Source organism: Sphingosinicella sp. CPCC 101087, from assembly GCF_004151485.1.
In the GTDB taxonomy this organism is placed as follows: Bacteria; Pseudomonadota; Alphaproteobacteria; order Sphingomonadales; family Sphingomonadaceae; genus Allosphingosinicella.
In genome coordinates this window covers 39,862-63,190 of sequence record NZ_SBFF01000007.1, presented here as the reverse complement: position 1 = coordinate 63,190, position 23,329 = coordinate 39,862, and the positions used below count along the sequence as shown (strand labels likewise).

Below are 23,329 nucleotides of genomic sequence, written 5' to 3'. Positions count from 1 at the left end.
TCGGCGCTCGGACTTGAGTCTGTCTGGCTTCCCGCTTGCGCGGGAATGACGGTGAACTGGGCCATGGACCTTCGGGGCTCTTCGATTCTGTCGGCGCGATTAACGGTATGGCGCATCGGCGGCAAGGTTCGCGGCAAGCGCGCGCTCCCACCGGTCGCCATTCTCAAGCAGCTTCGCCTTGTCGTAGATCAGCTCTTCGCGAGTTTCGGTCGAGAAATCCATGTTTGGCCCCTCGACGATCGCATCGACCGGGCAGGCCTCCTGGCACAGACCGCAATAGATGCATTTGGTCATGTCGATGTCGTAGCGGGTCGTCCGGCGGCTGCCGTCCTCCCGCGGCTCGGCCTCGATCGTGATGGCGAGCGCCGGGCAGATCGCCTCGCAAAGCTTGCACGCGATGCAGCGCTCCTCGCCGTTCGGGTAGCGGCGCAGCGCATGCTCGCCCCGGAACCGCGGCGAGATCGGGTTCTTCTCGTAGGGATAGTTGATCGTCGCCTTGGGCTTGAAGAAGTATTTCAACGTCAGCCAGTGCGCCTTGACGAACTCCCAGAGGGTGAAGGACTTGATGTAGTGAGCTACCACGGCAGCATCCCGTCGCGTTGGAGCATCAGATATCCCGACACCAGGAACACCCAGATGAGCGAGATGGGCAGGAAGATCTTCCAGCCTAGGCGCATCAGCTGGTCGTAGCGGAAGCGGGGCACGGTCGCCTTCACCCAGCTGAAGACGAAGAAGAAGAAGAAGATCTTGGCGAAGAACCAGATGATCCCGGGCACATAATAGAGCGGAGCCCAGTCGACCGGGGGCAGCCATCCGCCCCAGAAGAGCAGCGCCGTCATGCCGCACATCAGCAGGACGTTGCCATATTCGCCGAGCCAGAAGAGCGCGAAGCTCATCGAGCTATATTCGGTCTGGTAGCCGGCGACGAGTTCGCTTTCGGCTTCGGTAAGGTCGAACGGCGCCCGGGCAGTTTCGGCCATGGCGGAGATGAGGAAGATCACCGCCAGCGGGAACAGCAAGGGGTTGAAGCCGAAGCCATTCAGGAAGCCGAAAACATGGCCCTGCTGCGCGGCGATGATCGCCGACAGGTTGAACGAGCCGGCCCACAGCACCACCGGGATGAGCAGGAATCCGATCGAGACTTCGTAAGACACCATCTGAGCTGCAGCCCGCAAGGCGCTGTAGAACGGGTATTTCGAGTTTGATGCCCAGCCGGCGATGATGATCCCGTAGACGCCGAGCGAGGACACGGCGAGGAGGTAGAGCAGGCCGACATTGATATCGGCGAGCACCATCATCGCGCCGCCCGGACCGGGACCGAACGGGATCACCGCCCAGGCGATCAGGGCCACGGTGAAGGTGATGATCGGGGCGATGATGAACAGGCCGCGATTGGCCCCCGACGGGATGATCGTCTCCTTGAGGAAGACCTTGAGCCCGTCGGCGAAGCTCTGCAGCAGCCCGAACGGGCCGACCACGTTGGGGCCACGCCGGAGCGCCATTGCCGCCCAGATCTTGCGATCGGCATAGATGATCATCGCGACCGCCAGCATCAGCGGCAGCGCGATCAAAAGGATGAGGATGAGATTGGAAAGGAACCAGCCGAAGCCGATGCCGAGCTGCTCCTGGAACCAGGCGGTCATTCCGCCGCCTCCGCAAATTCCTGCCCGTGGAGAATCTCGGCCGAGCAGCGTTGCAGGGTCGGCGACGAGCGGGCGATCGGGTTGGTGAGATAGAAATCGGTGATCGGGTAGGAGACGCTGGTCCCCTTCGCGATCTTCTCCGCCTCGAGCTTGGGCGGCCCCCATTCATATGTCACAAGGCCGGGATGCCCGAATTCGGCATGGTCGCGGAACAACGCCCCGCGCAGGTCATGAAAGTTGTCGAACGGGAGCGGCTTGCCGACCAAGTCGGACAAGGCCCGCAGGATCGACCAGTCCTCACGCGCGTCGCCGGGCGGATCGACTGCCTTCTCCGAAAACTGCACGCGCCCTTCCAGATTGACGTAGATTCCATGTTTCTCGCTGTAAGCCGCGCCCGGCAGGATCACGTCCGCTCCGTGGGCGCCGCGATCGCCATGATGGCCGATATAGACCTTCAGGCTCCCGCCGAATGAGGTGAGGTCGACCTCGTCGGCGCCGAGCAGGAAGACCAGCTTCGGGGCTTTCTCGACTAGCGAGGCGATGCCGCCCTGCTGGGCGTAACCGAGCATCAGCCCGCCCATTCGTGCGGCGGCGGTATGCAGGACGTTGTAGCCGTTCCAGCCCGCCTGTCCTGAACCCGCCGAAGGGCGGACGAGGTTGAAGGCATCGACCAAAGCGAGGCTGGCCGCCTGCGCACCCGGCACCTTGAGCGCGCCGGCGCCGACGATCACGGCCGGACGCTGCGCCGCTCCGAACGCGTCCGTCACCGCCTTCGGCAGCGCCGAGAGCAAGGACAGATCGTCCCCGATCCATTCCACAGGATAGGTGAGATCGACCTCGGGTCCGATGGCGAAGACCTTCGCGCCGGCCTTCGCCGCCTTGCGGATCCGTGTGTTGACCAGCGAGGCTTCCCAGCGCGGATTGGTCCCGACAAGCAGGACGGCGTCGGCCGTCTCGATGCCGGCGATGGTCGAATTGAAATTGACGGCCGCCAGGTTCGAAACATCGTAGGCAAGGCCGGTTTGGCGCCCCTCGAGCAGGTCGGAACCGAGCGAAGCCAGCAACGCCTTGGCCGCATAGAGGGTTTCGGCGTCGACGAGGTCGCCGGCAATGGCGGCGACTTTTCCCTTCGCCTTCTTCGCCGCCTCGGCGATCCGAGCAAAGGCCTCGTCCCAGCCTGCCGCGCGAAGCTTGCCGCCTTCGCGCAGCCACGGCCGGTCGAGCCGGTTGCGCAACAGGCCATCCACCGCATGGCGGGTCTTGTCGTGGGCCCACTCCTCGTTCACGTCCTCGTTGAGGCGCGGCAGCGCCCGCATCACCTCGCGCTGGCGCGAGTCGAGGCGGATGTTGGTGCCGACGGCGTCCATGACGTCGATCGCCGGAACCTTGCGCAGCTCCCAGGGCCGCGCCTCGAAGCTGTAGGGCTTCGAGACGAGCGCACCGACCGGGCAGAGATCGACGACGTTGCCGGAAAGCTCGCTGGTAAGCGCCTTCTCGAGATAGGAAGTGATTTCCATATTCTCGCCGCGATTGACCGCGCCGATCTCCTCGACCCCCGCGACCTGCTCCATGAAGCGGACGCAGCGCGTGCAGTGAATGCAGCGGGTCATGAAGGTCTTGACCACCGGCCCCATATATTTCTCGGGGACCGCGCGCTTGTTCTCGCCGAAGCGGTTGTGGCCGCGGCCATAAGCCATGGCCTGATCCTGCAGGTCGCATTCGCCGCCCTGGTCGCAGATCGGGCAATCGAGCGGATGGTTGATCAGCAGGAACTCCATCACGCCCTCGCGCGCCTTCTTGACGCCGGGAGTCATGGTGAAGATTTCCTGTCCCTCGGCGGCGGGCAGCGCACAAGAAGCCTGAGGCTTGGGAGGCCCCGGCTTCACCTCGACCAGGCACATCCGGCAATTGCCGGCAATGGCGAGCCGCTCGTGATAGCAGAAGCGCGGAATCTCCTTGCCTGCCTGTTCGCAAGCCTGGAGCACCGTCGCGCCCTGCGGCACTTCAATTTCAACGCCGTCGACTTTGACTTTGGGCATAGCTAGTTCCCGGCCTCGCTGGCCTGATTGCCGCCCTGCACGCTACGGAACGCCGCAGCGGCCAGGATCGAGCGCATCCCTGCATCGCTGATCTGCAATTCGTGTCCCGACCGGTTGCAGAGCCGTGCGACCGAGTCGATCCCGCGAAGCGCGGCTGTCTCGGCTTCGCTCGCCACCTCTGTGGCCAGCAGCCTCCCGACATCGTCCGGAACGGACCGCACCAGACAGATCGCCACCGCCTCGGCAGGCGTTCTCGGTTGAGGCGCGGGTTCCATTGCGGCGCGAGCGAGCTGAACGTTCACCGGAACGGAACCACGCTCGAGCAGCCGCTCCGCCATGGCCCCGGCGATCAGGAGGCCGCCGGATCGCATTGTCCCGCTCGTCCGGAAGCAGCCTTCGTTGACCCGTGCCAGTTGAAGCAGGCTGTTTTTGTACGCGGTCGTGCGGAAGTCCCGCCGCAGGGTTTCAGCCGAAAGCTCCGGACTGCGATCGGCAAGACATTCGCCGAAAGTCTGGGCGGCCGCCCGCGCCTCGGGTGTCGAGGTCGACGCTTCGGTCGGCTCGGCCGGCCCCAAGCCGCTGACGAGCGCGCCGAGCAAGATCGGGCCGACGCTCATTCCGCGGCCTCCAGCGTCTGTCCACGGCGCTCGTTGATGCGGCGCTCGAGCTCAGGCCGGTAATGGCGGATCAGGCCCTGGATCGGCCAGGCAGCGGCGTCGCCGAGCGCGCAGATGGTATGGCCCTCGACCTGCTTGGTGACGTCCCAGAGCGTGTCTATCTCGTGGATCTCGGCATTGCCCTCGACGAGCCGCTCCATCACCCGCCACATCCAGCCCGTGCCCTCGCGGCAGGGCGTGCATTGGCCGCAGCTCTCATGCTTGTAAAAATAGGAGATGCGGCTGATCGCCTTCACGACGTCCGTCGACTTGTCCATGACGATCACAGCGGCGGTGCCGAGGCCGGAGCCGAGGTCCCTGAGGCCATCGAAATCCATCGGCGCGTCGATGATCTGCTCGGCGGGCACCAGGGGCACGGACGAGCCGCCCGGGATGACGGCGAGGAGATTGTCCCACCCTCCCCTGATACCGCCCGCGTGGCGCTCGATCAGCTCGCGAAACGGCACCGACATGGCGTCCTCGACGACGCAGGGCCGGTTCACATGGCCTGAGATTTGAAAAAGCTTGGTGCCTTCGTTCTTCTCCCGGCCGAAGGCCGCGAACCAGGAAGCGCCGCGGCGCAATATGGTCGGCACCACGGCAATCGATTCGACATTGTTCACCGTGGTCGGGCAGCCGTAGAGGCCGGCACCCGCTGGAAATGGCGGCTTGAGGCGCGGCATGCCCTTCTTGCCCTCCAGGCTCTCCAGCATGGCCGTCTCTTCGCCGCAGATATAGGCGCCGGCGCCGCGGTGGACGAACAGGTCGAAATCGTATCCCGACTTGGCGGCATTCTTGCCCAGCAGGCCGGCATCATAAGCTTCCTGCACGGCCGCCTCGAGCGTCTGCGCCTCTCGGATGAACTCGCCGCGAATGTAGATGTAGCCGGCGCGCGCGCGCATCGCGAAACCGGCGAGCAGGGCGCCCTCGATCAGCTTGTGAGGATCGTGGCGGATGATTTCGCGGTCCTTGCACGAGCCCGGCTCGGATTCATCGGCGTTTATGACGAGGAAGTTGGGCCGGCCCGGTGCAGGCTCCTTGGGCATGAACGACCATTTCATGCCGGTCGGGAAGCCGGCGCCGCCGCGCCCGCGCAGGCCGGAAGCCTTGATCTCGTCGATGATCGCATCCTGCCCCCGCGCCATCAGCGACTTGGTGTCGTCCCAATCGCCACGCGTCTGCGCCGCCTTCAAGTTCCAGGGCTGGAACCCGTAGACGTTCGTGAAGATGCGGTCCTTGTCCTCGAGCATCAGCGGCTCTTTCCGATCAGGCGCTGGGCGCCGACATAAAGGGCGATCGCCGCGCCGACGAGGATCAGCAGGCCGAGCGCCTTGAGCGCGACTCCGAGCAGCTTGAGACCCAGCCAGGCAAGGACGATCACGACCAGGACGGTCGCGAGATTGGAGGCGGTGAGCTTCACCAGCGGCTCCTGTAATCGTGATTCTCGGAGACCATCTCCGGAAGGGTTGTCGGGCCGCCCTCGGGGCAGCTCGTCTGTCGATCGACCTGAGGTCCCGGCTTCGGAGTCTCGCCGCGGGCGAGCGCGTCGAGGATCGCCGTCATGCTTTTGGGCGTGAGATCCTCGTAATTGTCGTCGTTGATCTGGACCATCGGCGCATTGGCGCAGGCCCCGAGGCACTCGACCTCGTTCAGTGTGAACAGGCCGTCCTCGGTCGTGTGACCCTTCTTCAATCCCCTGGCCTTGCAGGCGCCGATAATATCCTCGGCACCCCGCAGCATGCAGGGCGTCGTGCCGCAAACCTGGACGTGGTAACGGCCGACCGGCGCCAGGTTGAACATGGTGTAGAAAGTCGCGACCTCGTAGGCGCGGATGAACGGCATGCCGAGATAGCGGGCGACATATTCGATCACCGGGATCGGCAGCCATCCCTGGGTTTCAGTCTCGGCCCCGACCTGGCGCTGCGCGAGGTCCAGCAAGGGAATGATCGCGCTCTGCTGCCGCCCGGGCGGATAGCGGCCGACGAGCAACGTCGCCTTCGCGTCATTGTCGGGCGTGAACGTGAAGCCGTCCCAGCGGGCACGGATCTCGGGGCTTGCAGGCATTCGGGCGGCTTCGGCCATCAGAGGGTCTCGAGCGTCTGGCGGGTGTAAGCGGACGGGTTGGCGCCAGTATTCGGCTCGCCTTCGGCGTCCAGCATCAGGATCCGGCACTCGCCATTGGCTATCGGCCGGTGCTCCACGCCCTTGGGAACGACGACCATCTCGCCCGCCGCGATGCGCTTCACCCCGTCGCGAAACTCGATTGCGAAGTCGCCGGAGATGACCAGGAACAGCTCATCCGTCTCGGCATGGCTGTGCCAGGTGAACTCTCCCTCCACCTTTGCGATCCGGATCTCGTTGCCGTTGTAGCGGCCGACGATGCGCGGATTCCAATGGTCGGAGAAGCTGTCGAACCTCTCTGAAAGGTTGATCACCGCGGGCGGGCTCACCGGTCCACCTCACCGAACACGATGTCGATCGCGCCAAGGATGGCGGTGACGTCGGCGAGCATGTGGCCCCTGGTCATGAAGTCCATGGCCTGGAGGTGCGAGAAGCCGGTCGGGCGAATCTTGACACGATAGGGTTTGTTGGTGCCGTCGCTGACGAGATAGACGCCAAGCTCGCCCTTGGGACTCTCGGTGGCGACATAGACCTCGCCCTCGGGCACGTGGAAGCCCTCGGTGAACAGCTTGAAGTGATGGATCAGGGCCTCCATCGACTGCTTCATCTCGGCGCGCCTCGGCGGGAACACCTTGCGGTCGAGCGTCGCGACCGGGCCTTCGGGCATATCGTTGAGGCACTGCTTCATGATCCGCGCCGACTGGCGGACCTCCTCGACCCGGACCATGAACCGGTCGTAGCAATCACCCTTCGTGCCCACAGGAATGTCGAAGTCCAGCCGGTCATAGACCTCGTAGGGCTGGCTCTTGCGGATATCCCAGGGAATGCCGGCGGCACGGATCATCGGGCCTGAGAAGCCCCAGGCCAACGCATCTTCCCTGGAGACGGTGGCAATGTCGACGTTGCGCTGCTTGAAGATGCGGTTGTCGGCCACGAGGCTGATCGAATCCTCGAACAGGCGCGGCAACCGGTGGTCGAGCCAGTCGGCTATGTCCGTCAGGAGCTTCAGCGGCACATCCTGGCGAACACCGCCAGGGCGAAAGTAATTGGCGTGCATGCGCGCTCCGGAAGCGCGCTCGTAGAAGTTCATGAGATCTTCGCGAAGCTCGAACAGCCACAGGTTCGGCGTCATCGCGCCGACATCCATGATGTGACTGCCGAGGTTCAGCAGGTGGTTCTTGATCCGCGTCAGTTCTGCAAAAAGCACGCGAAGATATTGCGCGCGCAGGGGAATCTCGAGCGCCATCAATTTCTCGATGGCGAGCACGAAGCTGTGCTCCTGGCACATCGGCGAGACGTAATCGAGCCGGTCGAAATAAGGCAGCGCCTGCAGATAGGTCTTGTACTCGCACAGTTTCTCGGTGCCGCGGTGGAGCAGGCCGACATGCGGGTCGACCCGCTCGACGATCTCGCCGTCGAGTTCCAGCACCAGCCGGAGCACGCCGTGCGCCGCCGGGTGCTGCGGGCCGAAGTTGATCGTGTAGTTCGCGATATCGGACTCGGTCGCGCCGGTGCGCGCGACCTCGATTTCGGCGGCGGCCTGATCGCTGGTGATCTCAGTCACGCGCGCCTCGTGCGCCGGCGAAGGCCGGGGCCCGGAGCCAGGTCTGAAACTGAACCCCGGCCTTCGCCGGGAAGCGGATATGAAGCATCCTCATTTCTTGATCTCGTCGGCCTTGAGCGGGGTCGGCGCGCCGGGAGCCTCCGGCTGCGCCTTCTCGTCACCCGGGAGGATATATTCGGCGCCCTCCCACGGGCTCAGGAAATCGAAGTTTCGAAAATCCTGCGCAAGGCTGACCGGCTCGTAGACCACCCTTTTCTGCTCCTCGGAATAGCGCAGCTCGGTATAGCCGGTGAGCGGGAAGTCCTTGCGGAACGGATGCCCCCGAAAGCCGTAATCGGTGAGGATCCGCCTGAGGTCCGGATTTCCATCGAACAGGACGCCGAAAAGATCGAAGACCTCCCGCTCGAGCCAGCCGGCGGCCGGAAAGACCGTCGTCACGGTCGGCACGGGCTTCTCCTCGTCGGTGGTGACGCGGATGCGAAGGCGGTGGTTCTTCGTGATCGAGAGCAGATGATAGACGACATCGAACCGCTCGGGCCGGGACGGATAATCGACGCCGGCAATTTCCATCAGCTGCTGATATTCAAACCGGTCGCGAAGCACGGTGAGCACGTCGGCGATCTTCTCGCGGGCGACGTCGATCGACACTTCGCCGACCTCGTCCTTGGCCGACAGGAAGGCGTCACCGATCGCCGCCTTTACCTCGTCGACCAGCCCTTCGCGGGCGGAAATGCGGGGGATGTGATCGTGCATTGGATCAGCGCTCAATCGTGCCTTCGCGGCGGATTTTCCGCTGGAGCTGCATGATGCCGTAGAGCAGAGCCTCGGCGGTCGGCGGACAGCCTGGGACGTAGATGTCCACCGGCACGATCCGATCGCAGCCGCGAACGACGCTGTAGCTGTAATGATAATAGCCGCCGCCATTGGCGCAGCTGCCCATCGAGATGACGTAGCGCGGCTCCGACATCTGGTCGTAGACCCGTCTCAAGGCCGGCGCCATCTTGTTGCACAGGGTCCCGGCGACGATCATCACGTCGGACTGGCGCGGGGATGCGCGGGGCGCCGCGCCGAATCTCTCAAGATCGTAGCGCGGCATGTTCACGTGAATCATCTCGACCGCGCAGCAAGCGAGGCCGAAGGTCATCCACCAGAGGGATCCGGTGCGCGCCCAATGGAACAGGTCCTCGGTCGAGGTGACGAGAAAGCCCTTCTCCGTCACTTCCGAGCTGATCTGGTTGAAGACGTAGGGGTCCGGCTGCTGGAGGTCGGCCGGCCGCTCATTCTCGTGCCGCGGATCGAGGATCACTCCCATTCGAGCGCCCCTTTCTTCCAGGCGTAAGCGAAGCCGAGCGCAAGCTCGACGAGGAAAATCATCATCGCGAACCAGGCCGCCCAGCCGATGTCGAACACCGACACCGCCCAGGGAAAGAGAAAGGCCGCCTCGATGTCGAAAATGATGAACAAGATCGCCACCAGGTAGAAGCGGACGTCGAATTGGGCTCGGCTGTCCTCGAAGGCCGGAAAGCCGCACTCATATTCGGCCAGCTTGTCCGGATAGGGCCGCGCCGCGCCCGTGAAGACGGACACGATCATCGGCAGGACGACGAAGGCCATGGACAGTCCCAGGGCGACGCCCAGGAAGAGCAGGATCGGCAGGTAGTCGGCGGCGACGGACGCCATCGGAAGACTCTCCGAAGGTCAAAGGTTGCGGGGCTTCTAGGCCAGCGGGACCTGCATCGCAACCGCTTGAGGAGCACAACCGGAAAGTTGGGATTTTTCGTGCGAAATCAAGTGTATCGGCGGCAATTAAGGGGATAGCCGAGGCGCGGGCGTCGTGCGCCCCCGCAAATCGTCTGCTCCGGCGACTCTCGGGCGGACAGGAGCACGCGCCGCATGCCGGCGGCTGTCGCCTCCTCGCCCGGCGCGCGGGGCCGCCAGCTTCAGCGGAGCGCGCCCGCTACCAGCTTGTGCAGTCGGGAATGTATCTGGTCGTTAGCGGCCAGCACCTGGCCATCGACAATGCCGCGATCGGACCCGCGAAAGTCGGTCACGAACCCGCCCGCTTCGCGGACGAGCAGCAGTCCGGCGGCGATATCCCAAAACTGGAGATCCTCTTCCCAGAAGCCGTCATAACGGCCGGCTGCCACCCATGCGAGGTCGAGCGCCGCCGAGCCGAAGCGGCGGATCCCGGCTACTTCCGGGGATACGGCGTCAAGTATCTTCTGGAACCGGTAGAGGTGACCATGACCCTTATAGGGGACGCCGGTGGCGATCAGTGCCTCTGAAAGGTCCCGGCGAGACGAGACCCGCAGTCGCCGGTCCTGGAGCCAGGCGCCCCTGCCCTTCTCGGCCCAGAAGCTCTCGTCGCTCAGCGGCTGGTAGATGAGGCCGTGGCTGATCTCGCCCCAGCCGCCGCCGGGCTTCGGCTCCTGGACCGCGATCGAGATGGCGAAATGGGGAATGCCGTGGATGAAGTTGGAAGTGCCGTCGACCGGATCGACGATCCAGCGCGGCTTGGCCGGATTGCCTTCCACCGTGCCGCCTTCCTCGAGCAGGAGGCCCCAGTCCGGGCGAGCATGGCGCAACTCCTCGACCACCGTCTGCTCGGCCCGTTCGTCGGCCATGCTGACGAAGTCGGCCGGGCCCTTGCGGCTTACCTGGAGCTGCTCGACCTCGCCGAAATCGCGCCGCAGCCGCGGCGCCGCCTTGCGGGCTGCGCGCGTCATGACGGTGATGAGGCCGGAATGGGATACCAATATGAATCTCCTGTGCCTCTCTCCCGATCGGAGAGGGAAGAGCCGCGAAGCGGCGAAGGGAGAGGGAAAGCCGGGGAATCGTCAGACTCCCTATCTCTCCACCCTCTCCCGAATGGGAAGCAGGCTCTAGTCCGCGCGCTTCACGTAAGTCTGTTCGTAAACGTCGACGACGATCCGGGTTCCCGCGGTGATGTGCGGCGGCACCATGACGCGCACGCCGTTGTCGAGAACGGCGGGCTTGTAGCTCGACGAGGCTGTCTGGCCCTTCACCACCGCATCGGCCTCGACGATCGTAGCCTCGATCGTGTCGGGGAGCTGCACGGAGATCGGTCGCTCGTTGTAGAGCTCCATCACCACGTCCATCCCGTCCTGCAGGAAAGCGGCCGCGTCGCCGATCAGGTCCTTCGGAAGGGTGACCTGCTCATAGGTCTCCTTGTCCATGAAGACGAGGTCGCTGCCCTCGGCATAGAGATATTGGAAATCCTTCGTGTCGAGCCGGACGCGCTCCACCGTCTCGGCCGAGCGGAAGCGGACATTGTTCTTGCGGCCGTCGATGAGGTTCTTCAGCTCCACCTGCATATAGGCGCCGCCCTTGCCGGGCTGCGTGTGCTGGATCTTCACCGCGCGCCAGATGCCGCCTTCATATTCGATGATGTTGCCGGGACGAATGTCCACGCCGCTGATCTTCATGATCGTCTTTCAAATTCCGGAAAAGGTGCGATGCCTGTAGCGGCGACGGGAAAATCCGGCAAGGTGCCGGATCACCGCCCGTCAGCGAAGCGCGGCGTCGAGCCGAGCCTGCGCGTCAGGCCCGTGAAGCGGCGGATCGTCCGGCCCGGGCAAGGTTTCGAAGCTCGGCACGCCGGTCGGCAGCACGATCCAGGGATGGCGGCTGCGGACGAAGAAATGGGCGTCCGGCGGCAGCCGCTCGCCTTCGTCGAGCGTGCCCACGCGCACGAAGCGGATCCGGTCGCCGAACTGGGGATGAAGCGCCCAGAGCATGGTCGCGCAGTCGGGGCAGGCCGCCGTTCCGTCCGGGCCGATCACATCGCCGCCGGCGATCAGCTCGACCCGGTCCGCCTCGATCATGGCGTTGATCGCGAAAGCCGATCCGCTGAGCTTCTGGCATTGGCGACAATGGCAGCCATTGACGAAAATCGGCCCGCTGGTGAGCCTGTAGCGGACCCGTCCGCACTCGCAGCCGCCTTCGTGCACCCGCCCCGAACCTAGGTCTTCGGCCGGGCACCGACGCGCGCGAGCACGTCCAGGGACAGGGCGCAGTCTTCCATCACGAAACGATGGCCGGGCAGGCCGCAAAGCTTACGCGCCATGAGGAAAGTGTCGGAGGCGTCGGCCGCCTCCTCGACTCGCGAGGGCCGTTTCGAAGCGCCGACGCAGACCGCGAGGGCGGCGGGTCGCTCCGCGACGATTTCGGCGTCGAGCGGCGACGGATCGCCATCGGGCCGCGATGGAGAGCCGAATTTTCCGTCCGACCGAAGCGACATGGCCTTCGATATATAGCGGACGTACGCGGTCGGGACCAGCTTCGGCGCCGCCGGTCCTGCGCAGCTGCGTGCCGTCTGCTATGGCGGCACGCACGAGGGGCGGGCGAGGATCGAGTTGGCACGGATACGCAAGAAGAGCGAGCGGGATGTGGAGATGCTGCCCCGGATCGAGCGCTCGGCCGGAGAGGCCTTTCGCGCCATTCCCGATCTAGCCTGGGTTGCGGATGACGACGTTCAATCTGCAGAGGCTCACCGGCTGGCGTCGAAGGTGGGATGGTCCTGGGTCGTCGTGGACGAAGCCGACCGCCCGTTCGGTTTCCTGACCGCCGAACGTTTCGACGCAGAGCTTCATATCTGGGCGCTGGCGGTGGAGCGAGCCCGGCAGGGGCAAGGCGCAGGGCGAGCGCTCCTCGATGCGTCGATCGCCCATGCGCGCGATCGTAAGCTGACCGCGGTTACACTGACGACGTTCCGCGCAGTGCCCTGGAACGAGCCTTTATACGCCCATTTCGGATTCAGGACGCTGGCCCCCGACGCGCTGGGTCCACGGCTGTTCCACATACTCGAGCGGGAGGAGGCGCACGGCTTGCCCGGCCATCGGCGCTGCGCGATGCGTCTCGACCTGCTTCCGGGGAAGAGCCTGCACTCGGGAAAGAAAGCGACAGCGAAGCGGCCGTTGATCACCCTTCCGCCGGCACTATAAGCCTGCGCCTCGTTCACGTTCCGGCTCCTGCTCGCAACCCTCATGTCTTCGCCGCGTCGGTCTTCTCTGGGTCCCTGGCGCGCCGAGGCGCGGGCGACGCTGATTCTCGCTTATCCGCTGGTCCTGACCAATGTGGCCCAGTCGCTGGTCCATGTGACCGACGTCGTCCTGCTGGGGCAGCTCGGAGCGCGCACGCTCGCGGCGGCGGCGCTCGGGGTGAATCTGTACATGTTCTGCGCCATCTTCGGGATGGGCCTCCTCACCGCCTCCGCGCCGATGGTCGCGCGCGAGCGCGGCCGCCGTTTCAACAGTGTGCGCGACGTCCGTCGGACCATCCGCCAGGCCATGTGGTCGGCGGTCATCATGGTGATTCCGATGTGGGCCCTGCTGTGGAATGCACGCGACCTGCTCGTCCTGCTGGGCCAGGATCCGACGCTCGCGGCCGACGCGCAGAGCTTCGTGCGCTACCTGATGTGGGCGCTGCTCCCGCATTTCCTCTATCTGGTCCTGCGCAACTTCCTCGCGGCCATGGAGCGGCCGCTCTGGTCCTTCGTGGTCGCCGCCGGAGCCGTGGTCATGAATGCACTGGTGAACAGCTGCCTCATCTTCGGCGTGCCCGCGATCGGAATTCCCGCGCTCGGACTTATGGGCGCCGGCATCGGCAGCTCGGTCACGATCATTCTCGAGTTCACCGCAATCGCGCTCATCGTGACGCGCCATCCCCGCTTTCGTCGCTATCACCTCTTCGGAAGGTTCTGGCGGCCCGACTGGCCGCGTTTTCGGGAAGTCTGGCGGCTGGGCGTCCCCATCGGGATCACCCTGATGCTCGAAGTCGGCGTGTTCAACGCCGCCGTCCTGCTCATGGGCCTGATCGGAACGGCGAGCCTGGCCGCTCACCAGATCGCCATACAGATCGCCGCCTTGTCGTTCATGGTCCCGATGGGCCTCGCCCAGGCCGCCACGGTACGCATCGGCCATGCGGCGGGGCGCAGGGATCGAGCCGGCATCACCCGTGCAGGCTGGACGAGCTTCACCCTCGGGACCGGCTTCATGGCGTTCATGTCCGTGCTGATGTGGAGCTTCCCTCATCCGCTCATCGGCCTTTTCATCGACACGTCGGATCCGGTGAACGCCCCCGTCATTCCGCTCGCCATGGCCTTTCTCGGGATTGCCGCCATCTTCCAGATCGTCGACGGCGCCCAGGCGGTCGGCGCAGGGATGCTTCGCGGGCTGCACGACACCAAAGTACCCATGGCCTTCGCCTTGTTCGGCTATTGGGCCGTCGGCATGGGTCTGGCGGTCGGTCTCGGCTTCGGCCTGGAATGGGAAGGCGTCGGCATCTGGACGGGACTCGCCGCCGGACTGGCCGTCGTCTCCGTCCTCATGCTCGTTCGCTGGTCGCGGCGCGAAAGACTGGGGCTGGTCGACGCCTGAGCCGGCCTCCTCGCAGCAGCTCTTCCGCTATCGCGCCGCCGCCCCCTCCCCCGCCAGCAGCGGATAAGGGTTGATCGGCGTCCCTTCGTGCCAATCCTGACCCGGCGCCATGCGATAGACGGCGAAATGGAGATGCGGCCCGGCCGCGGCGGCGTTTCCGGTGGAGCCGACGGTGCCGATCGGGTCGCCGCGCTCGACGCGCACGCCTTCGCGGAGGCCGGGCGCATAGCCCTGGAGATGGGCATAATAATAGATCCATCGGCGATCGGGCGAGCGGACATAAGCGGAAATCCCGCCGCCGCCCTCGCTGAAGAAAAGTTTCTCGACCATGCCGTCGGCTGCGGCGATCACCGGCCGTCCGGCTGGGGCCATTATGTCGATCGCGTCATGCGACCTCGCGCCGCCCGCGCGCGCTTGGCTGTAGGTGTCGACCAGATCCTGGGTCCGGACCCCCGCCACAGGCACCGCGAGCCCCGCCGGCCCAACCACCAGGTCGGCGCCCGACGTGGGGCTGTCCGCCTCGTCCCCCGACGCCATTCTTCCACCCGGCAGGGCGATGCTGTAGGCGACGATCCAGAACAGGCTGGTGACCACCGCCGTGACGATGGCGGTGATCGCAACGACCAAACCCATGCCAAATCTGCGCATCGGGTCCGAAACCTATTTCGGTCGCGCATCGTTCCGCCCCCGCATGAAGAGGATCCGCATCGGCTGCTCGGGCTGGAACTACCGCCACTGGCGCGAGCGCTTCTATCCGAAGGGCCTTCCGGCGCGACGGTGGTTCGATTTCTATGCCGAGCATTTCGACACGGTCGAGATCAACAACAGCTTCTACAGGCTGCCGAAGGCGGAGATCTTCACAAAGTGGCGCGACCAGGCGCCGCCCGGCTTCTGCTATGCGGTGAAGGCGAACCGCTTCCTCACCCAGGCCAAGAAGCTGAAGGATTGTGAGGAGCCGCTGGAGCGGATGATGACTCCCTTCCGCGCGCTGGGTGACCGGCTCGGTCCCATCCTTTACCAGCTTCCGCCGCGTTTCCGGATCAATCTCGAGCGGCTGGAGACCTTCCTCAAGCTGCTGCCCGCGGACGTCGTCAATGTCTTCGAGTTCCGCGACAGGAGCTGGCTGGTGCCGGAAACCTACGCGCTGCTCGATCGCCACGGCGCCGCCTTCTGCGTCCACGACATGCCCGGATCGGCTACCGAAAGGCTTGCGACGGGGCCGATCGCCTATGTCCGGTTTCACGGCGGCGAGGGCAAATATTGGGGACGCTATTCGGACGAAGGCCTGCTCTCCTGGTCCGACTGGATCGTCGGACAGGCCCGCGCCGGGCGTCCCGCCTGGTGCTATTTCAACAACGACCTGGAGGCCCACGCCATCCACGATGCGCAGACGCTCAAGGCGATGGTCGCGCAGATGGCGAGGTGACCACGGTTGGAGGCCACATTCGTCACCCGGCGGAGGCCGGGTCCCTGTGACAGTCAGCTTGGCCCCACACCCCGCCGGCATGACGATATCGAGCAGGACCCTGCGGCTTAGCGCGCCATCATTTCCTGAAACGCCTTCACCGCCGCGCCCGGGCCCTCCGGATGTTTCCACACGCCGCTGCTGACGGCCAGGAAATCCGCGCCCGCATCGACCAGCACGCGCCCATTGTCCGGCGTGATTCCACCGATCGCGACGCAGGGTATCTCGAAGACCGTAGACCACCAGGTGAGGATGGAAGGGTCGGGCCGGTGCCGGGTCTCCTTGGTCGACGTGGGAAAAAAGGCTCCGAAGGCGACATAATCGGCGCCCGCCTCGCCGGCCTCCATCGCCAGATGTCGGCTGTCGTGGCAGGTCACGCCGATCTGCGCCGAGGTCCCGAGCTGCGAACGCGCCTCGCGCGGATCGCCGTCTTCCTGGCCGAGATGGACTCCGTCGGCGCCGATTCTCCTGGCCAGGCTCGCGCTGTCATTCACGATGAAGGCGACATCATGGTCGGCACACAGGCGCTGCAGCGGCTCGGCGAGCCGCGCCGCCTCATGCTGGTCGACATCCTTCACCCGGAACTGGAAGGCTGCGACCGGCCCGCTTCCGATCGCCGCGGCGAGCCGATCGGGAAAGGCACCGCCCACGTCGAGCGGAGAGATGAGATAAAGCTGGCACGGTCCGCGGTCGCCGCGCCCGAAACGCCCGGCAAATTCGGCCAGGTTCGACGGGTCCAGCGCAGCTTCGTCTTCTTGCTCGGTCATGGCCTTGCTTCAGCCCTGGCGCGCTCGCCTGTCAAACAGAGAAAGCGATCGGGCATGCGGCCGCGTCCCTCCGCGTGGCTTATGCGCGCGAACCCCGCCTCTTCCATCAACTGCCGAACCTCTGCCTCGTCGACGAGCCGGAAGCCGAAGCGGTGGCCGGGCCACTTTCGAAGCTCCTCGGGCGGCTCGAAGCAGACGGCCAGCCGCCCGCCCTCGCGCAGCACCCGTGCCAGCTCACGCAGCGCTGCCGGCGGATCGGGCCAGAAATAGATGTTGTTGACGCTGCACGCTCTGTCGAACCGCTTGTCCTCGAACGGCAGCGCTTCGACCGATCCGCGGTGGAGCCGAAGCCGAGGCTCGCGTCGGAAGCGTCGTTGCGCTCGTTTCACCATCGCTCCGGCAGGATCGACTCCCGCTACCGTCCCGCTCGTCGCGCGCAGCAGCATGGCGAGCAGGCCACCGCCGCCGAAGCCGACTTCCAGCACGTCGTCATCGCCGCCAACGTCGAGCCGCTCCAGCGTCAACCGGTTCGTCGCCGCGCCGATCCGGTCGAGCCAGGGTCCGATGACCAGGCGTCCGGCGGCGGCGCTGGGGCAGGCAAACTGCCGCGCCAGCCAGCGGAGCCTGATCTCGGAAAAGCCTATGCCGCGATCCCGAAGGTCATCGCCGCCGGTTCAGGCCGGCACCTTGTCGACCGACGCCTCATATATCTCGTCGATCGCCGCGCCGAGCGCCTGGTCGAACTCATCATCGCTCATCTGATGCCGCAGATCCTCGAGCAAGGCGCGCGAGAAGCTGGCGATCATGCCGCGATTCTTCGCGAGTTCGCGGCAGGCCTCGGGCCGCGAGAAGCCGCCGGAAAGCGCGACCACCCGCAGCACGCGAGGGTGGTCGACGAGCGGCTCGAACAGTCCCGGCGTGGCGGGAATGCTGAGCTTGAGCATGACGCGGTCGTCGCCGGGGAGGGCGTCGAGCGCCTCCAACAACGCCTCCAGCAGGATTCGGTCGGCCTCGGCCCGTTCCGGGCTCTTGATGTTGACCTCCGGCTCGATGATCGGAACGAGGCCGGCGGCAAGCACCTGGCGTGCGACCTCGAACTGCTGGGCGACGACGGCCGCGATCCCCTCCCGATTGGCGAGATTGATGACAGACCGCTCCTTGGTCCCGAACATGCCAAGCCCCTTGGCGCGGCTCAGGAGCGCATCCAGCTCGGGCATGGGCTTCATGAGCTGAACGCCATTGGATTCGGCTTCGAGCCCCTTGTCGATCTTGATGAAGGGCACGACGCCGCGCTCCTTCAGCACCTGCGGCACCGGCTTGCCGTCGATCTGCCCGTCCATCGTCCGCTCGAACAGGATCGCCCCGATCACCTTGTCGCCGGAGAAGGACGGCGAGGTGATGATCCGGGAACGCATCTCGTGGATGAGATTGAACATCTCCTCGTCGGTCGACCAGGCGCCCTCCTCGATGCCGTAGCCCTTGAGCGCCTTCGGGGTCGAGCCCCCGCTCTGGTCGAGTGCGGCGATGAAGCCGTCTCCGCTTTCCATCTGGGCCATCATCTTCGGGTCTTGAGTCGCGGTCATTTCGTCTCCCCTGAGTCGTCTTTGCGGCGTGCCCTATCGCAGCAACGCGCGGGGCACAAATAGGTCCGTGCGGTAAAGCGCGCGGCGCCGCGGCTGGCCCGTGTCCGACGGGCGAAAGGTCGCTCAGCGTTGGACATCGCGGTCGAGCAGGCAATCATGAAGACGCGGAGCGCCGGCGGCCGAACCGCCTCTCCTCCCTTCCGCTCGGGAACGGGATCCTCAGCCTTTGTCGGGCACCGGCGCCCAGGGCGGCCCCTTGAGCTCGAGCTGATTGCCCTCGGGATCGGCCAGGTAGATCGATGGGCCATCGCCTTCCGCGCCGTAGCGCGACACGATCTCGCTTTCGATCCCATGCCGCTTGAGATGCGCCAGGATCGCCTCGCCATCCCAGGGAAGGACGCGAAAGCAGATGTGATCGACGTTGCGGCCTTCCCGCCCGGGCGCCGCGCCGCCCATCCGGCCGAGCATCCCGTCGACCGGCACGAGGTCGATCAGGGAGTTGCCGAGGCGAAGCTGGTAAAGGCCGATCGCCTCCTGATGCTTTTCGAAGCGTGCGCCGAGCACCTCGGTGTAGAAATGCGCCACTCGCTCCAGGTCGACCACTCGGAGAACGACATGGTCGATGTCGCGGATGTTGATCATTCGCGCTCGAGCGCCTTCACGCCCGGCAGCGTCTTGCCTTCCATCCATTCCAGGAAGGCGCCGCCGGCGGTGGAGACGAACGTGAAATCGTCCGCGACTCCGGCCTGGTTGAGCGCCGCGACGGTGTCGCCGCCGCCGGCGACCGAGACGAGCGAGCCTTCCTGGGTCAGCGCCGCCGCGGTGCGGGCGAGCGCGACGGTCGCGGCGTCGAACGGCGGAGTCTCGAACGCGCCGAGGGGCCCGTTCCAGACCAGCGTGCGGCAGGTCTTGAGCGCGTCGGCGAGCGCCTCGACCGCGGCCGGGCCGACGTCGAGAATCATCTCGTCGGCGGCGACCTCATGGACGTTGCAGGTGCGCATCGACGGCGGGTTGGCGGCGAATGCCTTGGCCACGACGACATCGTAAGGCAGGTGGACGGTGCAGTCCGCCCGTTCCGCGGCGTCGAGAATCTCAAGCGCCGTCGTTTCCAGATCGTGCTCGGCCAGGCTCTTGCCGACGTCGACGCCCCGTGCGGCCAGGAAGGTGTTGGCCATGCCGCCGCCGATGATGAGATGGTCCACCTTGGCCACGAGATGCCGAAGCACGTCGAGCTTGGTCGAGACCTTCGCGCCACCGACCACGGCCGCGACCGGCCGCTCCGGCCTGCCCAGTGCCCTTTCGAGCGCCTCCAGCTCGGCCTGCATCGCGCGGCCGGCATAAGCCGGGAGCCGATGGGCCAGCCCTTCGGTCGACGCATGGGCGCGATGGGCCGCCGAAAAGGCGTCGTTGACGTAAAGGTCGCCCAGCTGCGCCATCGCGTCGGCCAGGGCCGGATCGTTTTTCTCCTCGCCCGCATGGAAACGCGTATTATCGAGGATGGCGATATCGCCCGGAGCGAGCGTGGCGACCGCTGCCCTGGCGCCGTCGCCACAGCAATCGTCGATAAAGCGCACGTCGCGGCCGAGCACGTGCGAATAGGCTTTCGTCACCTGGGCGAGCGACATGTCGGGCCGCCGCTCGCCCTTGGGCCGGCCGAAATGGGCCAGAAGCAGGACAGTCGCGCCCTTGTCCGCCAGCTCAGTGACCGTCGGCAGGGTCGAGCGAAGGCGGGTGTCGTCGCTCACCGCCCCGTCCTGCATCGGCACGTTGAGGTCGACGCGCACCAGCGCGCGCTTGCCCCGGACGTCGCCGAGATCGTCGAGGGTGCGGAATCTGGTCATCACTCTCTCTCGCAATCCTTGCCCGTCATGCCAGCGGAGGCCGGCACCCAAGCGGGTTCAGCACATCCTTGATGAGCCCGCTCGGGTCCCAGCCTTCGCTGGGCGACGGGGAGATGCCGCCAACGTCAGAGCAGGGCCGCCATCGCCGCGGCGGTATCCACCATACGATTGGAGAAGCCCCATTCATTGTCGTACCAGGAAACGACGCGGACCAGCTTGCCTTCCAGCACGGCCGTCTCGAGGCTGTCGACGGTCGAGCTCGCCGGATTATGGTTGAAGTCGATCGAGACCAGCGGCTCGTCCGTGTAAGCGAGGATGCCGGCGAGCGGTCCGCTCTCCGATGCGGCCTTGAGCGCAGCGTTCACCTCGTCGACATGGGTGTCGCGCTTCGGGGTGAAGGTGAGGTCGACCAGGCTGACGTTCGGAGTGGGCACGCGCACGGCGGAGCCGTCCAGCTTCCCCTTCAGCTCCGGAAGCACTTCGCCGACGGCACGGGCGGCGCCGGTGGTGGTTGGGATGATCGACATTCCCGCCGCGCGGGCGCGGCGCTTGTCCTTGTGGATCTGGTCGAGGATCTTCTGGTCGTTGGTATAAGCGTGGATCGTCGTCATCAGTCCGCGCTCGATGCCGATCGCGTCGTTCAGCACCTTGGCCACGGGCGCCAGGCAGTTGGTCGTGCAGGATGCATTGGAGACGATATTGTGGTCGGCGGCAAGCCGGTCATGATTGACGCCGTAGACGACGGTGAGGTCGACGCCCTTGCCGGGGGCGGAAACGAGAACTTTCTTCGCGCCCGCAGCAAGATGCGCGCCGGCCTTGTCACGATCGGTGAAGAAGCCGGTGCATTCGAGGACGATGTCGACATCGTTCTCGCCATGCGGCAGCTTCGCCGGATCCTTCTCGGCGGTGACCTTCACGCGGCGGCCGTCGATGATGAGGTCGTTGCCGTCGGCGCGGACCTCGCCGGCATAGGCGCCGTGTACCGAATCGCGCTTGAACAGGAGCGCGTTGGATTCGGCATCGGCGAGGTCGTTGACCGAAACCAGCTCGAGCCCGCTATCGCTCTTCTCGAGCACCGCCCGCGCCACCAGGCGGCCGATCCGCCCGAATCCGTTGATCGCAACTCTGGTCATCGAAATCTCCCGTTACCACGATCCGTTCGGCTTCAGCCCGAACGGCTTGCTTCCAGTCTCTCGCTTATGCGCGGCACGATCGCCTCGGCGGTGAAGCCGAAGCGTTCGAACAGATCGTCGGCCGGCGCCGATGCGCCGAACTGGTCGATGCCGATATTGACGCCGCCGCGCCCGGTATAACGTTCCCAACCCATCGTCGTACCGGCCTCGATCGAGACCAGCAGCGCCTCGTCCGGCAAGAGGTCGCGGCGATAGGCTTCGTCCTGAGCGTCGAACAGGCTCCAGCAGGGCATGGAAACAACGTCGGCGCCGATGCCCTGCTCCTCCAGGGACGCCGCGACATCGAGCGCGACCGCTACCTCCGAGCCGGTCGCGATCAGGACGACGCGGCGTGTCGCGGCAGCGGCGCGAAGGCGATAGGCGCCTCGCGCGCAGCGGTTGCCCTGCACGGCTTCGGTGCGAAGCTGCGGCAGATTCTGCCGGGTGAGCGCGAGGACCGACGGTCCGTCCGCCTTGGCAAGCGCCAGCTCCCAGCATTCCGCCGTCTCGACCGCATCGGCGGGACGGTAGATATCGAGATTGGGAATCGTGCGAAGGCCCATCAAATGTTCGATCGGCTGGTGGGTCGGCCCATCTTCGCCGAGCCCGATCGAGTCGTGGGTCATCACATAGACGACGCGGACCTGCTGCAGCGCGGACAGGCGGATCGCGGGCCGGCAATAATCGGTGAAGACCAGGAAGGTCCCGCCATAGGGAATGATCCCGCCGTGCAGCGCCATGCCGTTCATCGACGCGGCCATGCCGAACTCACGAATGCCGTAATAGAGATACCGGCCCGAATAATCCTCCCGCGTCAAAGGCTTGTGTGCCTTCGTCCTGGTGTTGTTCGAACCGGTGAGGTCGGCCGAGCCGCCAACCGTCTCCGGCAAGGCGGCGTTGATCGCCTCGAGCGCGAGCTCGGAGGCCTTTCGCGTCGCGACCTTCTGCGGCTTGGCGATCAGCCCCGCGACATGATCGGAAAGCGAGAAATCCTGCGGCAGCGCGCCGGACATTCGGCGGGTGAAATCGTCGGCGCGCCCGCTTCCTTCGAGCCGGCGCTGCCAAGCCTCGTGCAGCGGCCCGCCGCGAGCGCCGGCCCGGCGCCAGGAATCGACCACCTCGTCAGGCAGCTCGAACGGTTCATGCGTCCAGACGAGATGCTCGCGCGCCGCGGCGACCTCGTCCGGGCCAAGGGCGGCGCCATGGGTGGCGGACGTGCCCTGCTTGTTGGGCGCGCCGTAGCCGATGATAGTCCGGCAGGCGATCAGCGAAGGGCGAGGATCGGCGATCGCGGCATCGAGCGCCCGCCGGACTTCATCCACGTCATGGCCGTCGCAGGAAACGGTATGCCAGCCATAAGCCTGGTATCGGGCGACGACGTCCTCCGACGTCGACAAGGCGGTCGAACCGTCGATGGTGATTCGGTTGTCGTCCCACAGCACGTTCAGCCGGCCGAGATGGAGGTGACCGGCAAGGCCCGCGGCCTCGTGGTTCACCCCTTCCATCAGGTCGCCGTCGCCGGCGATCACCCAAGTCCGATGGTCGACCAGCTCGTCGCCATATTCGGCATTCAGATGGCGCTCGGCGATCGCCATGCCGACCGCCATGGCGACCCCCTGGCCGAGCGGACCGGTGGTCGCCTCGACGCCGTCGAGGAGGAAATTCTCCGGGTGGCCGGCGCAGGGGCTGCCGAGCTGGCGGAAGCCCTTGATGTCCTCCATCGTCGGACGCGCATAGCCGGTCAGATGGAGCAAGGCGTAGAGCAGCATCGAGCCGTGACCGGCGGACAGGACGAAGCGGTCGCGGTCCGGCCAGGCCGGATCGGCGGGATCGTGCTTCAGATATTCGGTCCACAGGACGGTCGCCGCATCGGCCATGCCCATCGGCATGCCCGGATGGCCGCTATTTGCGGCCTGGACGGCGTCCATCGCCAGGGCGCGGATGGCGTTGGCGAGCAGTCGCGTTTCGACGGGCATGCGTTTCCCTTTGAGGAATCCGGCGCGGAAGCGTCGGGAAGCTCGGGTTCCTTTATCGGCGGCGGCGCTTGCGTCAACCGTGGCGGTTTGCTGCGAACATATGA

26 protein-coding genes and 1 pseudogene are annotated in these 23,329 nt (G+C 65.7%); 3 read left to right on the top strand and 24 right to left on the bottom strand.

From position 1 onward, the window contains the following. Positions 1-99 precede the first annotated feature (99 nt). From nuoI to EKM57_RS12045, 16 genes and pseudogenes are all read right to left on the bottom strand, one after another. Complete coding sequence (nuoI, locus tag EKM57_RS12115; RefSeq protein WP_129792763.1) at positions 100-582, bottom strand: NADH-quinone oxidoreductase subunit NuoI; 483 nt, start codon at positions 580-582, stop codon at positions 100-102. Further along, a complete protein-coding gene (nuoH, locus tag EKM57_RS12110; protein ID WP_129792762.1) occupies positions 576-1,643 on the bottom strand; it encodes an NADH-quinone oxidoreductase subunit NuoH in 1,068 nt (355 codons plus the stop codon). Before nuoH ends, nuoI begins: the two co-directional genes overlap by 7 nt. Next, positions 1,640-3,682 (bottom strand): NADH-quinone oxidoreductase subunit NuoG, encoded by a 2,043-nt coding sequence (gene nuoG, locus EKM57_RS12105; protein ID WP_129792761.1) that lies wholly within the window; start codon positions 3,680-3,682, stop codon positions 1,640-1,642. Before nuoG ends, nuoH begins: the two co-directional genes overlap by 4 nt. Positions 3,683-3,684: 2 nt before the next feature. Beyond that, positions 3,685-4,299 (bottom strand): hypothetical protein, encoded by a 615-nt coding sequence (locus EKM57_RS12100; protein WP_129792760.1) that lies wholly within the window; start codon positions 4,297-4,299, stop codon positions 3,685-3,687. Further along, complete coding sequence (gene nuoF, locus EKM57_RS12095; RefSeq protein WP_129792759.1) at positions 4,296-5,588, bottom strand: NADH-quinone oxidoreductase subunit NuoF; 1,293 nt, start codon at positions 5,586-5,588, stop codon at positions 4,296-4,298. Before nuoF ends, EKM57_RS12100 begins: the two co-directional genes overlap by 4 nt. Then, entirely contained in the window at positions 5,588-5,758 is a 171-nt protein-coding gene (locus tag EKM57_RS21900) for a hypothetical protein (protein WP_165357387.1), read from the bottom strand. The genes nuoF and EKM57_RS21900 overlap by 1 nt, the downstream gene beginning before the upstream one ends. Beyond that, entirely contained in the window at positions 5,755-6,420 is a 666-nt protein-coding gene (gene nuoE, locus EKM57_RS12090) for an NADH-quinone oxidoreductase subunit NuoE (protein WP_129792758.1), read from the bottom strand. Before nuoE ends, EKM57_RS21900 begins: the two co-directional genes overlap by 4 nt. After that, the gene (locus EKM57_RS12085; protein ID WP_129792757.1) at positions 6,420-6,788 is read right to left on the bottom strand and encodes a cupin domain-containing protein; all 369 of its coding nucleotides are present in this window, start codon (positions 6,786-6,788) and stop codon (positions 6,420-6,422) included. The genes nuoE and EKM57_RS12085 overlap by 1 nt, the downstream gene beginning before the upstream one ends. Then, the gene (locus EKM57_RS12080) at positions 6,785-7,987 is read right to left on the bottom strand and encodes an NADH-quinone oxidoreductase subunit D (RefSeq protein ID WP_206185421.1); all 1,203 of its coding nucleotides are present in this window, start codon (positions 7,985-7,987) and stop codon (positions 6,785-6,787) included. The genes EKM57_RS12085 and EKM57_RS12080 overlap by 4 nt, the downstream gene beginning before the upstream one ends. Positions 7,988-8,131: 144 nt before the next feature. Beyond that, positions 8,132-8,776 (bottom strand): annotated as a pseudogene (locus tag EKM57_RS12075) (NADH-quinone oxidoreductase subunit C); the annotation flags it as partial. Between the two features lie 4 nt (positions 8,777-8,780). Further along, entirely contained in the window at positions 8,781-9,335 is a 555-nt protein-coding gene (locus EKM57_RS12070) for an NADH-quinone oxidoreductase subunit B family protein (RefSeq protein ID WP_129792755.1), read from the bottom strand. Then, positions 9,326-9,703 carry an NADH-quinone oxidoreductase subunit A gene (ndhC, locus tag EKM57_RS12065; RefSeq protein ID WP_129792754.1) on the bottom strand — a complete coding sequence of 126 codons (378 nt, stop codon included), beginning with the start codon at positions 9,701-9,703 and terminating at the stop codon, positions 9,326-9,328. Before ndhC ends, EKM57_RS12070 begins: the two co-directional genes overlap by 10 nt. A gap of 260 nt (positions 9,704-9,963) precedes the next feature. Further along, positions 9,964-10,779, bottom strand: coding sequence for an inositol monophosphatase family protein (locus tag EKM57_RS12060; RefSeq protein ID WP_129792753.1), 816 nt, complete (start codon positions 10,777-10,779; stop codon positions 9,964-9,966). 126 nt (positions 10,780-10,905) lie between these two features. Beyond that, positions 10,906-11,469 carry an elongation factor P gene (gene efp, locus EKM57_RS12055; RefSeq protein ID WP_129792752.1) on the bottom strand — a complete coding sequence of 188 codons (564 nt, stop codon included), beginning with the start codon at positions 11,467-11,469 and terminating at the stop codon, positions 10,906-10,908. An 81-nt stretch (positions 11,470-11,550) separates the two neighbouring features. Next, a complete protein-coding gene (locus tag EKM57_RS12050; RefSeq protein WP_129792751.1) occupies positions 11,551-11,994 on the bottom strand; it encodes a GFA family protein in 444 nt (147 codons plus the stop codon). A gap of 11 nt (positions 11,995-12,005) precedes the next feature. Next, positions 12,006-12,284, bottom strand: coding sequence for a hypothetical protein (locus EKM57_RS12045; protein WP_129792750.1), 279 nt, complete (start codon positions 12,282-12,284; stop codon positions 12,006-12,008). Positions 12,285-12,399: 115 nt separating this feature from the next. Here EKM57_RS12045 and EKM57_RS12040 point away from each other — a divergent pair, with 115 nt between their 5' ends. Beyond that, on the top strand, positions 12,400-12,987 hold the full coding sequence (locus EKM57_RS12040) for a GNAT family N-acetyltransferase (protein WP_206185411.1): 588 nt from the start codon (positions 12,400-12,402) through the stop codon (positions 12,985-12,987). Positions 12,988-13,029: 42 nt separating this feature from the next. Continuing rightward, positions 13,030-14,421 (top strand): MATE family efflux transporter, encoded by a 1,392-nt coding sequence (locus EKM57_RS12035; RefSeq protein ID WP_129792749.1) that lies wholly within the window; start codon positions 13,030-13,032, stop codon positions 14,419-14,421. Between the two features lie 27 nt (positions 14,422-14,448). Here EKM57_RS12035 and EKM57_RS12030 read toward each other — a convergent pair whose 3' ends face one another. Beyond that, positions 14,449-15,054 carry a M23 family metallopeptidase gene (locus EKM57_RS12030; protein ID WP_243451012.1) on the bottom strand — a complete coding sequence of 202 codons (606 nt, stop codon included), beginning with the start codon at positions 15,052-15,054 and terminating at the stop codon, positions 14,449-14,451. Between the two features lie 58 nt (positions 15,055-15,112). Here EKM57_RS12030 and EKM57_RS12025 point away from each other — a divergent pair, with 58 nt between their 5' ends. Then, positions 15,113-15,847: a DUF72 domain-containing protein gene (locus EKM57_RS12025; RefSeq protein ID WP_129792748.1), complete on the top strand. Its 735-nt coding sequence runs from the start codon at positions 15,113-15,115 to the stop codon at positions 15,845-15,847. A 107-nt stretch (positions 15,848-15,954) separates the two neighbouring features. Here the strand turns inward: EKM57_RS12025 and thiE are convergent, their stop codons facing one another. The 7 genes from thiE to tkt all read right to left on the bottom strand — a co-directional run bounded on the left by thiE (position 15,955) and on the right by tkt (position 23,225). Beyond that, positions 15,955-16,653 carry a thiamine phosphate synthase gene (gene thiE / locus EKM57_RS12020; RefSeq protein ID WP_129792747.1) on the bottom strand — a complete coding sequence of 233 codons (699 nt, stop codon included), beginning with the start codon at positions 16,651-16,653 and terminating at the stop codon, positions 15,955-15,957. Further along, the gene (locus EKM57_RS12015; protein ID WP_165357385.1) at positions 16,650-17,177 is read right to left on the bottom strand and encodes a class I SAM-dependent methyltransferase; all 528 of its coding nucleotides are present in this window, start codon (positions 17,175-17,177) and stop codon (positions 16,650-16,652) included. The genes thiE and EKM57_RS12015 overlap by 4 nt, the downstream gene beginning before the upstream one ends. A gap of 150 nt (positions 17,178-17,327) precedes the next feature. Continuing rightward, entirely contained in the window at positions 17,328-18,236 is a 909-nt protein-coding gene (locus EKM57_RS12010) for a fructose bisphosphate aldolase (RefSeq protein WP_206185410.1), read from the bottom strand. A gap of 219 nt (positions 18,237-18,455) precedes the next feature. Further along, on the bottom strand, positions 18,456-18,878 hold the full coding sequence (locus EKM57_RS12005; RefSeq protein ID WP_129792745.1) for a VOC family protein: 423 nt from the start codon (positions 18,876-18,878) through the stop codon (positions 18,456-18,458). After that, entirely contained in the window at positions 18,875-20,077 is a 1,203-nt protein-coding gene (gene pgk / locus EKM57_RS12000) for a phosphoglycerate kinase (protein ID WP_129792946.1), read from the bottom strand. The genes EKM57_RS12005 and pgk overlap by 4 nt, the downstream gene beginning before the upstream one ends. Before the next feature lie 125 nt (positions 20,078-20,202). After that, positions 20,203-21,210, bottom strand: a complete 1,008-nt coding sequence (gap, locus tag EKM57_RS11995; protein ID WP_129792744.1) for a type I glyceraldehyde-3-phosphate dehydrogenase — start codon at positions 21,208-21,210, stop codon at positions 20,203-20,205. A gap of 32 nt (positions 21,211-21,242) precedes the next feature. Next, the gene (gene tkt / locus EKM57_RS11990; protein WP_129792743.1) at positions 21,243-23,225 is read right to left on the bottom strand and encodes a transketolase; all 1,983 of its coding nucleotides are present in this window, start codon (positions 23,223-23,225) and stop codon (positions 21,243-21,245) included. Positions 23,226-23,329: the final 104 nt, after the last annotated feature.